This window comes from Streptomyces sp. NBC_01635, assembly GCF_045209715.1.
Taxonomy (GTDB): domain Bacteria; phylum Actinomycetota; class Actinomycetes; order Streptomycetales; family Streptomycetaceae; genus Streptomyces; species Streptomyces hirsutus.
Window position 1 is genome coordinate 8435717 of sequence record NZ_CP109277.1, and the last position, 15943, is coordinate 8451659.

At 72.7% G+C, this 15943-nt stretch carries 16 protein-coding genes; 10 read left to right on the forward strand and 6 right to left on the reverse strand.

Annotated elements, in window-relative coordinates:
• The first annotated feature begins 8 nt into the window (after positions 1-8).
• Together OHB56_RS38475 and OHB56_RS38480 are read left to right on the forward strand one after the other, a co-directional pair.
• Complete coding sequence (locus OHB56_RS38475; protein ID WP_326751121.1) at positions 9-917, forward strand: glycoside hydrolase family 19 protein; 909 nt, start codon at positions 9-11, stop codon at positions 915-917.
• Between the two features lie 98 nt (positions 918-1015).
• A complete protein-coding gene (locus tag OHB56_RS38480) occupies positions 1016-2398 on the forward strand; it encodes a phospholipase (RefSeq protein WP_406358526.1) in 1383 nt (460 codons plus the stop codon).
• A 55-nt stretch (positions 2399-2453) separates the two neighbouring features.
• On the opposite strand, the gene OHB56_RS38485 is transcribed toward OHB56_RS38480, so the two are convergent.
• A complete protein-coding gene (locus tag OHB56_RS38485) occupies positions 2454-2915 on the reverse strand; it encodes a pyridoxamine 5'-phosphate oxidase family protein (RefSeq protein WP_406358528.1) in 462 nt (153 codons plus the stop codon).
• Positions 2916-3068: 153 nt separating this feature from the next.
• On the opposite strand from OHB56_RS38485, the gene OHB56_RS38490 reads away from it, so the two are divergent.
• Positions 3069-3461 carry a VOC family protein gene (locus OHB56_RS38490; RefSeq protein ID WP_406358530.1) on the forward strand — a complete coding sequence of 131 codons (393 nt, stop codon included), beginning with the start codon at positions 3069-3071 and terminating at the stop codon, positions 3459-3461.
• A gap of 87 nt (positions 3462-3548) precedes the next feature.
• Complete coding sequence (locus OHB56_RS38495; protein ID WP_326751117.1) at positions 3549-4625, forward strand: adenosine deaminase; 1077 nt, start codon at positions 3549-3551, stop codon at positions 4623-4625.
• Here the strand turns inward: OHB56_RS38495 and OHB56_RS38500 are convergent.
• Both OHB56_RS38500 and OHB56_RS38505 read right to left on the reverse strand, forming a co-directional pair.
• Positions 4607-5122, reverse strand: a complete 516-nt coding sequence (locus OHB56_RS38500; protein WP_326751116.1) for a mycothiol transferase — start codon at positions 5120-5122, stop codon at positions 4607-4609. The two genes, OHB56_RS38495 and OHB56_RS38500, sit on opposite strands and share 19 nt — an antisense overlap.
• A 94-nt stretch (positions 5123-5216) precedes the next feature.
• Positions 5217-6101, reverse strand: coding sequence for a LysR substrate-binding domain-containing protein (locus tag OHB56_RS38505; protein ID WP_326751115.1), 885 nt, complete (start codon positions 6099-6101; stop codon positions 5217-5219).
• Positions 6102-6246: 145 nt separating this feature from the next.
• On the opposite strand from OHB56_RS38505, the gene mgrA reads away from it, so the two are divergent.
• The 5 genes from mgrA to OHB56_RS38530 all read left to right on the forward strand — a co-directional run bounded on the left by mgrA (position 6247) and on the right by OHB56_RS38530 (position 12094).
• On the forward strand, positions 6247-7239 hold the full coding sequence (mgrA, locus tag OHB56_RS38510) for an L-glyceraldehyde 3-phosphate reductase (protein WP_406358533.1): 993 nt from the start codon (positions 6247-6249) through the stop codon (positions 7237-7239).
• Positions 7240-7537: 298 nt separating this feature from the next.
• Positions 7538-7948, forward strand: a complete 411-nt coding sequence (locus OHB56_RS38515) for a hypothetical protein (RefSeq protein ID WP_326751113.1) — start codon at positions 7538-7540, stop codon at positions 7946-7948.
• Positions 7949-8011: 63 nt separating this feature from the next.
• The gene (locus OHB56_RS38520; protein WP_406358535.1) at positions 8012-10345 is read left to right on the forward strand and encodes an FHA domain-containing protein; all 2334 of its coding nucleotides are present in this window, start codon (positions 8012-8014) and stop codon (positions 10343-10345) included.
• Between the two features lie 7 nt (positions 10346-10352).
• Complete coding sequence (locus tag OHB56_RS38525) at positions 10353-11012, forward strand: hypothetical protein (RefSeq protein ID WP_406358537.1); 660 nt, start codon at positions 10353-10355, stop codon at positions 11010-11012.
• A complete protein-coding gene (locus OHB56_RS38530; RefSeq protein WP_406358539.1) occupies positions 11009-12094 on the forward strand; it encodes a serine/threonine-protein kinase in 1086 nt (361 codons plus the stop codon). Before OHB56_RS38525 ends, OHB56_RS38530 begins: the two co-directional genes overlap by 4 nt.
• Positions 12095-12151: 57 nt before the next feature.
• On the opposite strand, the gene OHB56_RS38535 is transcribed toward OHB56_RS38530, so the two are convergent.
• The gene (locus OHB56_RS38535) at positions 12152-13435 is read right to left on the reverse strand and encodes a streptophobe family protein (protein WP_406358541.1); all 1284 of its coding nucleotides are present in this window, start codon (positions 13433-13435) and stop codon (positions 12152-12154) included.
• A 168-nt stretch (positions 13436-13603) separates the two neighbouring features.
• On the opposite strand from OHB56_RS38535, the gene OHB56_RS38540 reads away from it, so the two are divergent.
• Complete coding sequence (locus OHB56_RS38540; RefSeq protein WP_406358543.1) at positions 13604-14854, forward strand: DUF6777 domain-containing protein; 1251 nt, start codon at positions 13604-13606, stop codon at positions 14852-14854.
• Between the two features lie 19 nt (positions 14855-14873).
• Here OHB56_RS38540 and OHB56_RS38545 read toward each other — a convergent pair whose 3' ends face one another.
• Positions 14874-15329 (reverse strand): PRC-barrel domain-containing protein, encoded by a 456-nt coding sequence (locus OHB56_RS38545; protein ID WP_406358545.1) that lies wholly within the window; start codon positions 15327-15329, stop codon positions 14874-14876.
• Positions 15329-15913 (reverse strand): PRC-barrel domain-containing protein, encoded by a 585-nt coding sequence (locus OHB56_RS38550; RefSeq protein ID WP_326751106.1) that lies wholly within the window; start codon positions 15911-15913, stop codon positions 15329-15331. Before OHB56_RS38550 ends, OHB56_RS38545 begins: the two co-directional genes overlap by 1 nt.
• Between the last annotated feature and the right edge of the window lie 30 nt (positions 15914-15943).

A 15943-nucleotide genomic window follows, 5' to 3' on the forward strand; every position in this document is an offset into this window, starting at 1 on the left:
TTGATCCCTTGTCGAGACGCCGCATGTCCGCCGTGCTGGCCGCAGTCGTCATCGCCGGCAGCGCACCGGTGCTGCTCCCGGCCGCGACCGCTTCCGCCGCTCCCGTGTCGGCCGCCGCCGCGTGCTCCAGCTATCCGAACTGGGTGGCCGGGCAGTGGTACAACGCCGGTGACATCGTCCGCTACACCGACGGCCGCGCCTACATCGCCGAGCACGCCAACCCGGGCTACGACCCGATCATCAGTACCTGGTACTGGGAGCCGTACTCCTGTGACAACGGCCCCGGAACACCGGTCGGGAACTTCGTCGTGACCGAGGCGCAGTTCAACCAGATGTTCCCGAACCGGAACTCCTTCTACACCTACAGCGGGCTGAAGGCGGCCCTGAGCGCCTACCCCGGCTTCGCCAACACGGGCAGCGACACGGTGAAGAAGCAGGAGGCCGCCGCCTTCCTGGCCAACGTCAGCCACGAGACCGGCGGTCTGGTGCATGTGGTCGAGCAGAACACGGCCAACTACTCGCACTACTGCGACTGGGGGCAGCCGTACGGCTGCCCGGCCGGTCAGTCCGGCTACTACGGGCGCGGGCCGATCCAGCTGAGCTGGAACTTCAACTACAAGGCCGCGGGCGACGCGCTCGGCATCGACCTGCTGAACAACCCCTGGTTGGTGCAGAACGACGCGTCCGTCGCCTGGAAGACGGCCCTGTGGTACTGGAACACCCAGACCGGCCCCGGCAGCATGACGGGGCACAACGCCATGGTCAACCAGGCCGGTTTCGGCCAGACGATCCGCAGCATCAACGGCTCCCTGGAGTGCGACGGCCGCAACCCGGCGCAGGTGCAGAGCAGGGTGACCAAGTACCAGCAGTTCACCCAGATCCTCGGGACGTCACCCGGCGGCAACCTGTACTGCTGACGCAGGACCGCGGGGCATGGTGTCATGCTCCTGACCATCCGTGACCTGGCCGCGTGCCCTCGCGCACGCGGCCATCCTTCGGACGAAGGGCACCCGCCATGCGCACCCCCCACGCCTTGCTCGCCACGGCCGTCACGACCACCGCGCTGGTCGCGGCGGTCGTGGCGCCGACTCCCGCGGCGGGGGCCGAGGCGGTTCCGCCGCCCGGCACCACCCACTACGTGCAGAGCGCCACCACCGGACTCAACGCGGCCGACAGCGCCGGAGCGGTCGAGCAGCACCGGCCGCGCGGCAACGAGGACCGCCAGCAGTGGACGCTGCGGGTGAACGGCGCCTCGTACCTCCTGGAGAACACCGACACCCCCGGCAACTGCCTCGGCCGTGCCGGCGACCTGGCCAGGACCGTTCCCTGTACGAGCGCGGACGCGGCCTGGGAGATCACTCCCGTCGGCGCCGACCGGTACACCCTCGGCGTCCCCGGCACCGACCGCCGCCTCACCGTCGCCCCCATACCCGCGGGGGCCAACCACCCCGCCGGACTCGCCGTCGCCGGCGGCTCCGGGGGCCTCGCCGACTGGTATCTCACCCCCGTCACCCCCGCCACCCGGCCCATGCCGCCCCAGGACACCCGCACCCTGGACCAGGTCACCTTCCTCACCTCGCACAACGCCTACGCCAACGGAGTCGACGGCGGTTTCGCCCCGCCCTTCGTCAACCTCTTCCCCAACCAGACGCGCGGCATCGAACGCCAACTCGCCGACGGCGTGCGCGGATTCATGCTGGACATCCACCAGACCCCGGACGGCGCGATCCTCTGCCACAACAGCTGCACCCTGGTCAGCAGGCCCGTCGCGCTCTGGGTCGACCTCCAGCGCATGGTCGACTTCCTCCAGGCCCACCCCGACCAGGTCGTCACCGTGTTCCTGGAGGACTACGTCGACCCCGGCGTACTGCGCGCCGAACTCGCCCGCGTCAACGGCCTGTCGGACGTGCTCCACCGGCCGGACCGCACCGGCGTACGGGAGAACGGCTGGCCGACGATGGCGGACCTGACCGCCTCCGGGGAACGACTGCTGATCTTCAGTGACCACAGCCGCTCCGCCGACCAGTCCGCAGGGCTGACCCGGGACAGCTTCGGCGTCATGTACCAGCGCGAATGGACCGTCGAGAACCACTGGTCCATGGGGTCCGGCGCCGGTGCCTCCGACTGGTCCTGTTACAGCCGCTGGTACGACGCCGGCACCAACGTCCCGCTCACCCGCACCGAGCCGGGCTTCCGTCCCCTCTTCGTCATGAACCACTTCCGGGACACCCCGATCGCCGGCACGGCGGGCACGGACAACGGCAAACTCGCCGACCGCGCCCGCCGGTTCTGCCAGCCCGCCGCCCGCAAGAAGCCCAACTTCCTTGCCGTGGACCGCTACGACCTCGGCAACCCGGCGGCCGCCGTCGACGCCCTCAACACGTACACGTACCCGTAGCCCGGTGCGGAGCACGGAGGGCCGACGGGGCGCGGGTCCGGCGCCGTGACGCGCCCTACACCAGCCAGATTCCGTCTCGCATGAGGTGCCGCTTCGGCAGTTCGTGCTGCTCGCACCAGGCCTGGACCGCCCGGGGGCGTACCCGGAAGAACGCGTAGGCGGCCCGGTCCGCCCGCGGATCCCAGCCGGTCTTCTCCCGGAACGCCTCCGCCGCTGCCGGCGGCACCCCCCGCGCGTCGTACGTCTCCACCACGCCGTCGATCAGGACGACGTCCCGCGTGTCGCCGAACGCCAGCCGGGTCCGGCCGTTCTCCCTCAGGTTGCGGCCGGTGGGGTTGGCGGGCCGGGTCGCCAGCCAGACGGCCTCGCCGTCCCACACGAACCACAGCGCGACCAGGCAGGGCAGCCCCTCGGTGTCCGCCGAGGCCACCCAGATGTCCGTCTCCCGCTCCAGGCGGCCCAGGACATCGCTTCTGCGCTGTTCCCGGCTCCGCTGTGGTCTCTCGGTGATCTCCATGCGCGGACGGTAGCCGAGCGATCCACCCGGACGCCTCGGGCCGGCGTCGTAGGTCTTCGGGCCCAGGCCCGGGCGCTGCCGGGAGGAGAACTGGCGCCCACGCACGTTTTACGTATAACCTCTGCCGATCGATCCCACCCCGGAGAGGTCCCGATGAGACGTGTCGCCCTGGTCGCCCTGGTCGTCGACGACTACGACGAGGCGATCCGCTTCTACATTGAAGCCCTCGGCTTCCGGCTCGCCGAGGACACCCCCCGGCCCGACGGATCCCGCTGGGTCGTCGTCGAACCGGACGCGGGCAGCACCGGCACCGGCCTGTTGCTGGCCCGCGCCAAGGGCGACGGCCAGCGCGCCCGGGTCGGCGACCAGACCGGCGGGCGCGTCGGCTTCTTCCTGCACACCGACGACTTCGCACGCGACCACGCCCGGATGACGGCCGCGGGCGTGACCTTCCTGGAGAGTCCGCGCCACGAACCGTACGGCTCGGTCGCCGTCTTCCAGGACCTGTACGGCAACCGCTGGGACCTGCTCCAGCCCGCCGACTGATCCCGCACCCCGGCATCGCCACCGATTCCGCTTCCCCTTCCGCCATCGATTCCGCCCCGACACCGAACCGCTGAGGAACGCCCGCCCATGACCGCGCCCCGCATCACCCCCGACACCGAAACCCTCCGCCGGCTGCCCAAGGCCGTGCTGCACGACCACCTCGACGGCGGACTGCGGCCGGCCACCGTGGTGGAACTCGCGGACACGGTCGGCCACACCCTGCCCACCACCGACCCGGACGAGCTCGCCGCCTGGTACGTCGAGGCCGCCGACTCCGGTGACCTGGTGCGCTACATAGCCACCTTCGAGCACACCCTCGCCGTCATGCAGACCCGCGAGGGACTGCTGCGCACCGCCGAGGAGTACGTGCTCGACCTCGCCGCCGACGGTGTCGTCTACGGCGAGGTCCGCTACGCCCCCGAGCTGATGACGAAGGGCGGACTGGCCCTGCCCGAGGTGGTCGAGGCCGTGCAGGAGGGCCTGGCGGCCGGTATGGCCAAGGCCGCCGCCGCGGGGACGCCGGTACGGGTCGGAACGCTGCTGTGCGGCATGCGGATGTTCGACCGGACGCGGGAGATCGCCGACCTGGTGGTGGCGTTCCGGGACGCGGGCGTCGTGGGCTTCGACATCGCCGGCGCCGAGGACGGCTTCCCCGCCGCCGATCACCTCGACGCCTTCGAGCACCTGCGCCGCGAGAGCGTGCCGTTCACCATCCACGCCGGCGAGGCCCACGGCCTGCCCAGCATCCACCAGGCCGTCCAGTTGTGCGGCGCCCAGCGCATCGGTCACGGCGTGCGGATCACCGAGGACATCGTCGACGGCAAGCTCGGCCGGCTCGCGGGCTGGGTCCGCGACCGCCGTGTCGCGCTGGAGATGTGCCCCACCTCCAACCTCCAGACCGGGGCCGCCGGTTCGATCGCCACGCACCCCATCACCGCGCTCAAGGACCTCGGCTTCCGCGTCACCCTCAACACGGACAACCGACTGGTGTCCGGCACCACGATGACCCGTGAGATGTCCCTGCTGGTGGAGCAGGCCGGCTGGACCGTCGAGGACCTGCGGACCGTCACGGTGAACGCCGTCAAGAGCGCGTTCCTCCCGTTCGACGAGCGCAACGCCCTGCTCAGGGACGTGGTCCTGCCCGGCTACGACTCCGTGCGCTGAAGCAGTCCCCTTACGTAGGCGGCCTGTCCGGCGTGCTGGAGATCGTCGGACAGGACGCTGACCAGGCGCACCCCCAGGCTCACCGGCGGGTCCCAGCGCTCGTCCACGACGCGCTCCAGGTCCTTGGCGGCCAGCGCGCGCAGGGCGTCCAGGGTCTGCTCGTGCACCGCGTCGTAGTAGCCGGTGAGGAGGTCGCCCGAGCCGACCCGTACCCCGGCGACCTGCTCCGGGGTGTGGCCGTACCCGGTGTCGCGGCGGGGCAGGCCGAGCGCGAACCGCTTCTCGAAGCCCTGGGCGAGCCACACCTGGTCGAGTCCGAAGGCGTCCGCGACGTGGTCGTCCTGGACCCGGGTGAGGTGCCAGACCAGCCAGGCGACGGAGTTGGCGCCCGGGGCCGGCACAGTGTTCAGGGCGTCGGGTCCGAGCCCGGTCACGGCGGCGTGGACCTCTTCGCGAATTCTGCCGTAGCCGTCGATGAGGATGTCCTTGGCAAGCATGAGACCAACCCTCGCGCATCCCGCCGTCGTACGCGCCCTGTCTGCCCCTGCGCGCCCCGCCGGACGTGCGCCGTCCTTCTCCGCCCGCCGGCCGCTACGCCTCCCCGCCGTCCAGCAGGGCCATCAGCGCCCGCGCCGCCGGGCTGGTCGCCTCCTCGGGCGGGACCAGCACCACACTCTCGTACACCGGCTCGCCGGTGTCCTTCAGCGGCAGCGCGGTCAGCGCCGCGCGCTTGTGCCGGAAATGCTGGGGGACGACGGCGATGCCGAGGTTCTCGTCCACCAGGTCCAGCAGACTGTGCACGTCGTTCACCTCCAGCGCCACCGTGCGCCGTACGCCGGCGGTGGCGAACGCGGTGTCGGTGGCGCGGCGCGGGCCCCAGTCGGGATGGAAGTCCACGAACACCTCGCCGCCCAGATCGTGCGGGGTCAGCGGCGCCCCGGCCCGCGCCAGGCGGTGATCGGGATGGCAGAGCACGGTCATCGGCTCGCTGGTGAGGGCCACCGACCGCAACTGGTCGGGGTCCGTGTGGGTCCGGTAGGCGAAGGCCAGATCGAGGCGTCCCGCCGCGACCTCCTCCGCCAGTGCCGCCGAGCCCCCTTGCCGCAGCCGGATCTCCACGTCCGGATGGCGCCGCCGGAAATCGGCCAGCAGTTCCGCCGGATGCACCCCGGCGATGCACTGCTCGGCGCCCAGAGCGAGCGTGCCGCGCAGCACTCCCTGTACCGCGGCCACCGCCTCGTGCGCCGCCCGCACCTGCGCCAGGATCCGCTCGGCCTCCACCAGCAGCGCCCGGCCGGCCTCCGTGAGCGTCACCCTCCGGGTCGTCCGTACGAACAACGGTGTCTGCAGCTCGCGCTCCAGGGAGCGGATCGACGCCGAAAGGCCCGACTGGGAGACCAGCAGCCGCTCCGCCGCACGGGTGAAGTGCTGGTCCTCGGCGACGGCGACGAAATGCTGAAGATGACGCAGTTCCATGATTGAGAAGCGTATTCGCTGAATTCCATCGGATTCTTCTGTTGGACCGCTGCCCGCGGACCGCGACAGAGTGGAACCCGGTTCTGGTTCCACGGAACCGGACGCCCGTGTACCCCCCTCTGCGCACCAACCCCCTGGAGTCACGTTGTACACCCCGCACCCCGACCGTTACGCGGATCTGCCCTACCGGCGCACCGGACGCAGCGGGCTCATGCTTCCCGCGCTCTCGCTCGGCCTGTGGCACAACTTCGGTCCCGACCGCCCCGCCGAGACCCAGCGCGCCATCCTGCGCCGCGCCTTCGACCTCGGTGTCACCCACTTCGACCTCGCCAACAACTACGGCCCGCCCCCCGGTGCCGCCGAGTCCGCCCTCGGCGAGGCCCTGCGGGCGGACTTCGCGCCGTACCGCGACGAGCTGGTGATCTCCACCAAGGCCGGCTACCTGATGTGGCCCGGTCCGTACGGCGAATGGGGCTCCCGCAAGTACCTGCTGTCCTCGCTCGACCAGAGCCTCGGCCGCATGGGCCTCGACTACGTCGACGTCTTCTACTCGCACCGCTTCGACCCGGAGACTCCGCTGGAGGAGACGATGGGAGCCCTGCATTCGGCGGTCCAGCAGGGCAAGGCGCTCTACGTCGGCGTCTCCAACTACTCCGCGGAGCAGACCCGCGAGGCCGCCCGCATCCTGGGCGAGCTGGGCACCCCGCTGCTGATCCACCAGCCCCGCTACTCGATGCTCGACCGGCGCCCGGAGGACGAAGGGCTGCTGGACGCCCTGGGCGAGCTCCAGGTCGGCTCCATCGCCTACTCCCCGCTGGAGCAGGGTCTGCTGACCGCCCGCTACCTCGACGGCATCCCCGAGGACTCCCGGGCCGCGAGCGACAGCCCGTTCCTGGACACCGACGCCGTCACCGGTGAGCTGGTGGAGCGGCTGCGCACGCTGAACGGGATCGCCGAGTCCCGCGGCCAGACCCTCGCGCAGATGGCGCTCGCCTGGGTGCTGCGCGGCGGACGTGTGACCTCGGCCCTGGTCGGGGCGAGCAGCCCGCGGCAGCTGGAGGACAGCGTCGCGGCCACCCGCAACCTCAACTTCGACGCGGACGAACTGGCCCGCATCGACGCCGTCGTCAAGCAGTAGGGCCGGCGTCCGGCAGATCGTTTCCGGCCGTGTCGTCGACGTCATGACGGCACGGCCGGCGCCGCGCCGGGTCCGCTTCGTGCCGTACCGGGCACCGCAAACACACCATTCCGGCCAACCTGGGGGGCGAATATGCCAGGAGAGTGGCCGGAAAGGCGTGGTGACAGTGATTCAGTGGTGAACATACTCGACAACGAGAGCGCTTCACCCCGCGCAACGGCGCCCTCACGCACAGCACGCGACCCACCGGAGAGCGAGCCCGGTCGGCCGACGGGCAACGCAACCGGGGGAGGGAATCGTGCACGACGAGTTCCTGTGCCACGTCACGGCGTACGGAGTCTGCGACGGCCGCCGCATCGGTGTACCCCTCGGCACGTACCGCGCTCCCACCCTGGCCCTCGCCCTGTGGTGGCTGCGCGACCGTGCCTCCTGGATCGCCGAGCGCCTCGACCCGCAGCCGGAGGCCGAGCACTTACCCACGGGCGCGCTCGTCCCCGTCGCCGACGGGGTGCCCGACGTGCCCGCCGTGCTGCGTGCCTGGTGCGGCGACGTCGCCCACCAGGAGGAAATGGCCGAGGCCCTGGCCGCCGGACAGATGGTGCGCCTCGCCACTGGTGACGACACCACCGAGTACGAGCTCCTGGCCGAGTCAGTGGACGCCCTGCGGATGCAGCGCGCGGCCCCGGTCCTGGGCGTCCCCGTCGCCTGATCCCCGCCCCCGTCCCACCCGCCACGCCAGGCACTCGAACGGGCCAATCGGTAGAATCCAGGCATGGTCGAGCGGCCGGTGGCACCGGAGCTCCTCGTGGAGACCGACAGCGGCTCCACCCTGATGAGCCCGGTCCGCGACTACCACGTCGGACGCGACCCGTTGAGCGACATCGTCATGGACGACGCCCGGGTCTCCTGGCACCACGCGGTGCTCCACCCCGGCGACGGCCGCTGGACCATCGAGGACGAGAGCAGCACCAACGGCACCTACACCGACGGCCACCGCGTGCACGTGAGGGACGTGGGCCCCGGCAGTGTCATCCGCTTCGGCAGCCCTCACGACGGACCGAGCGCCGTCCTGATCGACCGGCCGCCGCCGCCCGCCCCCGAACGCCTCTCCGCCGTGTCGAACCCCGCCCTGACCGGCACCTACCGGCGGCCCACCACGGTACGGCCGCTGCCCACCCGCACCGTCCGCATCGGCCGCGCCGCCGACAACGACCTCGTCATCGACGATCTCGTGGTCTCCCGCCGGCACGCCGAACTGAGGGCGCTGCCCGACGGGACGTACGAGATCGCCGACCTCGGCAGCCACAACGGCACCTACCTCAACGGCGGACCCGTCACCAGTGGCCCGGTCGGCCCCGGCGACATCGTCGGCATCGGCCACTCCGCGCTCTGCCTCGTCGGCGACGAACTCCAGGAGTACGTCGACACCGGCGAGATCTCCCTCGACGTGCAGGACCTCACCGTCGCCGTCGACCACGGCCGCAGGACCCTGCTCGACCGGGTGTCGTTCCCGGTGGGGGAGAAGTGCCTGCTCGCCGTGGTCGGCCCGAGCGGCGCGGGCAAGTCCACCCTCCTCAACGCCCTCACCGGACAGCGCCCCGCCGACCGCGGCACCGTCCTCTACGACGGCCGCGACCTCTACCGCGACTACGCCGAACTGCGCCAGCGCATCGGTCTCGTCCCGCAGGACGACATCCTGCACGTCCAGCTCACCGTCCGCAGCGCCCTGTCCTACGCCGCCGAACTCCGCTTCCCGCAGGACACCGCCAAGGCCGAGCGCCGCTCCCGGGTCGACGAGGTCATCCGCGAACTCGGCCTGGAACAGCGGGCGCAACAGCCCGTGCACAGCCTCTCCGGCGGTCAGCGCAAACGTGTCAGCGTGGCCCTGGAACTCCTCACCAAGCCGTCCCTGCTGTTCCTCGACGAGCCGACCTCGGGTCTGGACCCGGGGATGGACCGCTCGGTGATGCACATGCTGCGCGCCCTGGCCGACGACGGCCGCACCGTCATCGTCGTCACCCACAGCGTGCTCAGCCTGGACGTGTGCGACCGGCTCCTCGTGCTCGCCCCCGGAGGACGCGTCGCCTACTACGGACCGCCCGAGGACGCCCTCGCGTTCTTCGGATTCGAGCAGTGGCCGGAGGCCTTCGAAGCCTTCGAACGCGACCGGGACCGCGACTGGGCGGGCGACTACCGCGCCTCGCCCTTCCACGGCAGGTACATCGCCGACGCCACCGCCCAGCCCCGGCAGCGGACGGCCGGCCCGGTCGCCGTCGCCCCGCCGCCCCGGCCGCGCAGCCGCACCGCGCAACTCGGCACCCTCGTACGCCGTTACGCCGCCGCGCTCAGCGCGGACCGCACGTTCCTCGCCATCATGATCGCGCTGCCCTTCGTGATGGGGGCGATGGCCCGTGCCCTGGCCGGCGGCACCCTGACCCGGAGCACCGCGATGAACGCCTTGCTCATCCTGTGCGTCGGTGCCGTCCTCACGGGCGCGGCCAACGCCGTGCGGGAACTCGTCAAGGAACGCCCGATCCACCGGCGGGAACGGGCCGTCGGCCTGTCCAGATCGGCGTACCTGATGTCGAAGATCATCGTGCTGGGCACGGTCACCGTGCTGCAGGCGGTGGTGCTCACCCTGGTCGCCCTGCTCGGGGTCGACCTCGACGCACCAGGTGGTGAAGGCGTGTTGATGCCTCCCCTGGTGGAGGTCACGGTGGCCGTGGCCCTGCTCGGCTTCACCGCCATGATGCTCGGCCTGCTCGTCTCCGCGCTGGTGCGCAAGGAGGAGGTGACGATGCCGCTCCTGGTGCTGCTGGCCATCGTCCAGGTCGTCTTCTGCGGTGCCCTGCTGACCCTGGACGGTGTGCCCGTCCTGGAGCAGTTGTCCTGGCTGGTGCCCTCGCGCTGGGCGTTCGGCGCGATGGCCGGCACCGTCGACCTGGCCGGGATCGCCCTGGGGGAGACCACCGCGGACCCGCTCTTCCGGCACTCCCCGGGAGTGTGGCTGCTCGATGTGGCGATGCTGCTGGTCCTTTCGGCGCTGTTCGCGTTCGCCGTGTCGCGGCTGCTGCGCCGCCACGAACCCGCCGTGATGCGGAGGTAGCCGGCTCATGACGACCCCGTCCACGTCCGGATTCCGTCCCACCCATGTCGTACCGGGCGACGGCATGCGGGCCTGGGAGGCGCCCGACCCCGTCGGGCCCACCGTCGGCCTCGACCCGCTGCTGCCGGTACGGCTGGTCGAGCGGCGCGGGGACTGGGGCCAGGTGCTGTGCTCCAACGGCTGGTCGGCCTGGGTCGACGGCCGCCTGCTGGTCGCGGTGCCCCAGGGCCCGCCCGCCCCCGAAGCACCCCTGGCCCGCACCGTCGACCCCCGGCCGTTGCTGACCCGGGCCGAGGAGGCCCTGGCCGGCTACCGGGCGGCCGTCGAGGCACTGGCCGACGGCCGCCTCGACGGCGAGGGGTTCCGCGTACACACCCGGGGGCTGCGCGTCGGCCTCGTCGTCGACGGGGAGTCCCTGTGGCTCTACGACTCCGACCACGGCCGCTGGGTCTACACCGACGGCACCCGGCTGCACACCTACGCCGCCGACGACCCGCCCGCCGACGGTCCACCGCGCGTCCCCGGCATCTCCGGGGCCCCCGACACCTCCGCATCCCCCGGACACGCCCCCACCCGGGCCGTGCCCGGCGAACCCACCGGAGCCGTGCCCGGCGAACCCACCCGCGTCGTCGCCCCGGGGCCCTCCCCGGACCGTGACGTCCGATGACCCGCGACACCGGCCTGTTCGCCGGCCACCCCTCCGAGCTGACGGGGCGGCAGGTCGCCGGGTACCGCATCGAGCGCGAGATCGGCCGCGGCGGCATGGCCGTCGTCTACCGCGCCCGGGACCTGCGCCTGGACCGCACCGTCGCCCTGAAACTGCTCGCCCCGGAACTCGCCCGCAACGACGTCTTCCGCCGCCGCTTCACCCACGAGTCCCGCACCGCCGCCGCCATCGACCACCCGCACATCGTCCCCGTCTTCGAGGCCGGGGAGGCGGACGGCATCCTCTACATCGCCATGCGGTACGTCGAGGGCAGCGACCTGCGGCACCTCCTAGACCGCGAGGGACCCCTGCCGTCCCGCACCGCGCTGCGCATCGCCGTGCAGGTGGCCTCGGCACTCGACGCCGCCCACGAGCACGGCCTGGTCCACCGGGACGTCAAGCCCGGCAACATCCTGGTCGCCCGCGGCACCGACAGCTACCACCCCGAGCACGTCTACCTCACCGACTTCGGCCTGACCAAGAAGTCCCTGTCCCTGACGGGGTTCACCACCGTCGGCCAGTTCGTCGGCACGCTCGACTACGTGGCCCCGGAACAGATCTCCGGGCGTCCGGTCGACGCCCGCTGCGACGTCTACGGGTTCGCCTGCGTCGTCCACGAGACCCTCGCCGGCCATCCGCCCTTCCGCCGGGACGACGACATGGCCCTGCTCTGGGCCCACCAGTACGACGAGCCGCCGCCCCTGACCGCCGTACGTCCCGGTCTTCCCCCGCAGACCGACGCCGTCCTCGCCAAGGCGCTGGCGAAGAGCCCCGACGACCGGTACGCGTCCTGCCTGGACTTCGTCGCCGCCCTGCGCACCGCAATCACGGGGGGCGGCACCACGACCGCACCCGAGGGGCAGCACCCCGCCACCCGCGTGGACCTGCGCGGAAGCCGGAACGGGAGCACGGGTGAAGACGGGAGCGGAGACGCCGTCGAGGGCCGGAGCGGATCCGCGCCGGCGGAAGGAGAGAGGGAGCGGGACGCGCCACGGCCCCCACCGGCCTGGGCACGACCGGTGTTCGGGCCGACGCGGACCTAGGGTCTTTCGGGAGTGCCCGTCCGACCCCGGCTGACCCCGTCCGGCGCCGTCAGCCCGTCAGCCCCCGGCCCCCGGCAGCCGGTCCGACCGGCTGCGGCGGCGCGTCCTTTGGGCCAGCAGCGCGCCCGCGAAGCCGGCGACCAGACCCCACAGGAGGGCCAGCCCCAGCGCGACCGGCAGACGCGGTTTCAGCAGGACCTGACCGGAGAGCCCCGTGTCCAGGTCGCCGATGCCGAGCACGGACAGGCCGAGCCGGGCGGAGATCCGGCCGACCAGGCAGATCATCAGAACCGTCAGTGCGAGCGCCACCGCCAGGTGCACGGCGTGCTGCCAGGCCCGGACCCGGGCCGGTGACAGGGCCGCCATCACGAACGCCACGGCCAGCAGCAGGACCGCGTCGGCCACCAGCAGCCACCACACCCTGCCGTCGTGCCCGGCGAGCGTGCTCAGGTTCAGCGCCGAGACGTCCTCGGTCCGCAGCACCTCGTCGAGGGCGTGCGGCACGGGCAGTGCGAAGGGCCCTTCCACCCTGCCGTCCCAGGTGGCGCCCAGCCCGATGGTCAGCGCGAGCCAGGCCACGTTGGGCAGGCCGAGCAGGAGCACGGCGAACGTCTCCGCCGGGCGCCCCCGCGTCGCCGCGACGGCCAGGGCGATCACGGCACCGATGACGACGGAGGCGAGCAGCAGTTGCAGCATCGCGTGCGCCGCGGGCCGTACCGCCGACTGGAACCGGAGCAGCCGGCCCGGCAGCGGGGCGCCGCGCGACACCAGCAGGGCCAGCACCAGGACGCCCGTCAGCCAGAGCAGGCCGACGAGAAGGGTCAGCGGCACGTCGGCGGCGAAGCCGACCTCGGGGGAGACCCCGAACAGATCACCGAGATCCCCCAGGGCGCCTTCCCCGAGGGAGATCTCGAACGTGTGCCGGGCGGCGAACGCCAGGCAGAGCAGGGCGATCAGCCACAGGGCGGCGATCCTCGCGGCCCACCCCGCGAGCTCCAACGCCCCGGCGACGGCCCGGTGGCGCAACGGGCGCAGAAAGCTCCAGCCGATGAACAGGGCGCCGGTGAGAGTGACGGACAGCGGCATGACGGTCAGGCCGCCCTCCGCGCCGGCCAGGCCGCTCGCGTCGCCGGACAGGTTCACCGACCCGCCGACGGCCGTGACGACGGTCGCAGCGAGCACCCCGGGGAACGAACCGTCCGGGAGGTCCGTGGCACCGGCCGCGCACAGTCCGAGCGCGGCCACGAGGCCCATGCCGATCAGCCCGCCCAGCACCGTGACGAGGGCCTGCGCCCAGCCGTGGCGGGGGACCGCCAGGTCGGAGAGGGTGCGTGAACTCACCACTGCACGCTAAGCAGCCTTCGCACGGGGCGCCCGCCGGGAGGTCCGTCCGCGTCGGCTTGCGGCGGGCGCACCACCGGGGCGCACAATGAACCCATAACGGGAGAATCCTCATGCCGATATCGGCCTGGTGGTCATCTCCTCAAGCCGCGGTGGGAGGAAGGGCTCGTGACCGTCGAACCGCCGTCCTCCGGCCGGCCCACCGGGCCCCCCTCCGGGCCTCTGTCGGGCTCCTCCCCGCCTCCGTCCTCGGGCCCGCCCCCGCCGCCACCGCCGGGCGGGGCGGGCAGGGGGGACGGTGGCGGCGGCACGGGACCGTCCGGGCGGGGCCGACGGCCGTGGTGGAGGTCCGTGCCCGGTCTCGGGGCGCTCGTCGCGGCCATGGCGGTGGCCGTGGTCCTCGCCGTGGTGCTCACCCGAACCGAAAGCGGGTCCGAGGCGGGCGGCGGAGAGATCTTCCTGCAGGCCGCGAACGCGGCCGGCCCCGACCCGTTCACCGAGTCGACGGCCGAGGACGGCTCCGCTCCCCCCACGGCCTCCGCCCCGTCCACCACTTCCGCCCCGTCCACCGGTTCGGCGTCCGAGTCCTCTCCGGCCACCGCGGTGCGCGGGGTCCGCGGTGGCGAACCCGGCCTGTACGGCGGCACCCGCGACGTCTCCAGCTGCGACGTGGAGCAGCAGATCAAGTACCTCCGGGAGGTGCCGGCGAAGAACGAGGCGTTCGCCTCGGTGGCCGGCGTCGAGTCCTCCGAGGTCCCCTCGTACCTGCGCTCGCTGACCCCGCTGCAACTCCGGCTGGACACCAGGGTCACCAACCACGGATACCGCGACGGCGCCGCCACGGACTACCAGGCCGTCCTCCAGGCGGGCACGGCCGTGCTCGTCGACGACCGCGGCGTCCCCAAGGTCCGCTGCGCCTGCGGCAACCCGCTGACCAAGCCGGTCGAACAGTCCGACCCCCGTTACACCGGCGCCCCCTGGCCGGGCTACTCCCCCTCGAAGGTCGTCGTGGTCGACCCCGCTCCGCGGGACATCGAGAAGTTCGTGGTCCGCGACACCGACGGCGGCTGGTTCGAGCGGAAGCAGGGCGACACGGGCGGCAAGGACCACCCCACGAAGCCACCGGAGGGGCAGAGCCCGTCGCCGGGTGACACGCCCCCCTCCCCGCCGTCGCCGGACACGTCCCCGTCGGCCCCGCCGGCCACCCCCGACTCCGGGCCGACGACGGGCGAGAACGATACCCCCGGGGAGTCACCGTCGAGCGATCCCGGGAACAGCGGCCCGACGACCGGCGAGCCGCCGTCCGACCCCCAGGCGCCGCCACCGGTCGGGTCCGGCACCCCGAACGGCGCGCCGAACGGCACCGCCGACAACGGCACGGGCGGCCTCACGGGCGATGCCCCGGGTGGTGCCACCTAGGGATTCATCAAGGGATCCATCAGGGGAGCGATCGGCCGGACCGGCCCTGGTCGCGCGCCGTCCTGCGCCCCCGTACCACCAGGGCGTGGCCGCCCAGTCCCAGCAGCCGCTCGGCCGGCAGCTCGCCGATCGTCGTCAGGATCGCCTCGATACGGGCGGTGAGCGGGTCGAACGCCGCGTCGAGCACGGTGCCGCGCTCCTCGCCGTCCTCGGTGAGCACCCTGCGGCCGAGCAGATCGTGATGCGGCGGGGCCACGGCCAGGACGGAGGACGGGGCCGCGATCAGCATGTCCGGGGCGACGGCGTCCAGGGCGTCCCAGGCCAGGGCGGCGTCCCCGCGCAGCCGCCCGCGCCGTACCCGTACGTGGGTGACGGTGCCGGACGCCGCGTCGACCGTCAGCGCCCGTACGACACCCAGACGGACCCCCTCGCCCGGGGTCAGCACCGGAAGCCCGCGCAGCCGGGAGAACAGCATCACGGCAGCGCGCCCGTCCGCCGGGCGTGGAACGCACCGACCCGTGCCATGAAGTCCGGCAGGTCGTCGGTGACGTAGGTGGTGGCCTGCGCGGGGATGACCAGCGACCGGCCGGAGACGGACACCGCCTCACCGCGCGGCACGTACATCCGGTGCCGCCGGTGCCTCGAACCCGGCACCAACTCCCGGTGCGCGGCGAACCGGAAGGCGACGATCCGGCCGCTGGTGCCGCCCTCGACCAGGACGTCGAGCACCGTGCCGAGCCGGTCGCCCTCGTCGGTGAGGACCTGCGCGCCGAGCAGCCGCCCGCGCAGGGCGTCGCGGCGGGCCATCGACAGGGGCAGGTCGCACAGTGCCTTCCCGTCACGGACCATGACCGCGTGGTGGCCGAGGGAGTGCACCACCGGCCAGGGCAGGTCCCGGGGCAGCGAGCCCGACAGCAGGGTCCGACCGGTGAGGGTGAAACCCGTGATGCACCCGGCCTCGGCGTCGAGGACGGTGTCCTTGACGTGGGCGACGGCATCGCCGCCCAGCGTCACCACGGGCAGCGTCGACAGGCTCCGCACCGCCAACAGCTCGCTCATCGGTCGCCTTCCCGCCGTCGCCCCTGTGCC

Excerpts from the sequence above, each read along its gene's own strand:
- OHB56_RS38530 (WP_406358539.1), top strand. The coding sequence starts at position 11,009 with ATGACCCGCGACACCGGCCTGTTCGCCGGCCACCCCTCCGAGCTGACG.
- OHB56_RS38545 (WP_406358545.1), bottom strand. The coding sequence starts at position 15,329 with ATGCTGTTCTCCCGGCTGCGCGGGCTTCCGGTGCTGACCCCGGGCGAG.
- OHB56_RS38490 (WP_406358530.1), top strand. The coding sequence starts at position 3,069 with ATGAGACGTGTCGCCCTGGTCGCCCTGGTCGTCGACGACTACGACGAG.
- OHB56_RS38520 (WP_406358535.1), top strand. The coding sequence starts at position 8,012 with ATGGTCGAGCGGCCGGTGGCACCGGAGCTCCTCGTGGAGACCGACAGC.
- OHB56_RS38505 (WP_326751115.1), bottom strand. The coding sequence starts at position 6,101 with ATGGAACTGCGTCATCTTCAGCATTTCGTCGCCGTCGCCGAGGACCAG.
- OHB56_RS38500 (WP_326751116.1), bottom strand. The coding sequence starts at position 5,122 with ATGCTTGCCAAGGACATCCTCATCGACGGCTACGGCAGAATTCGCGAA.
- OHB56_RS38525 (WP_406358537.1), top strand. The coding sequence starts at position 10,353 with ATGACGACCCCGTCCACGTCCGGATTCCGTCCCACCCATGTCGTACCG.
- OHB56_RS38550 (WP_326751106.1), bottom strand. The coding sequence starts at position 15,913 with ATGAGCGAGCTGTTGGCGGTGCGGAGCCTGTCGACGCTGCCCGTGGTG.
- OHB56_RS38485 (WP_406358528.1), bottom strand. The coding sequence starts at position 2,915 with ATGGAGATCACCGAGAGACCACAGCGGAGCCGGGAACAGCGCAGAAGC.
- OHB56_RS38495 (WP_326751117.1), top strand. The coding sequence starts at position 3,549 with ATGACCGCGCCCCGCATCACCCCCGACACCGAAACCCTCCGCCGGCTG.
- OHB56_RS38480 (WP_406358526.1), top strand. The coding sequence starts at position 1,016 with ATGCGCACCCCCCACGCCTTGCTCGCCACGGCCGTCACGACCACCGCG.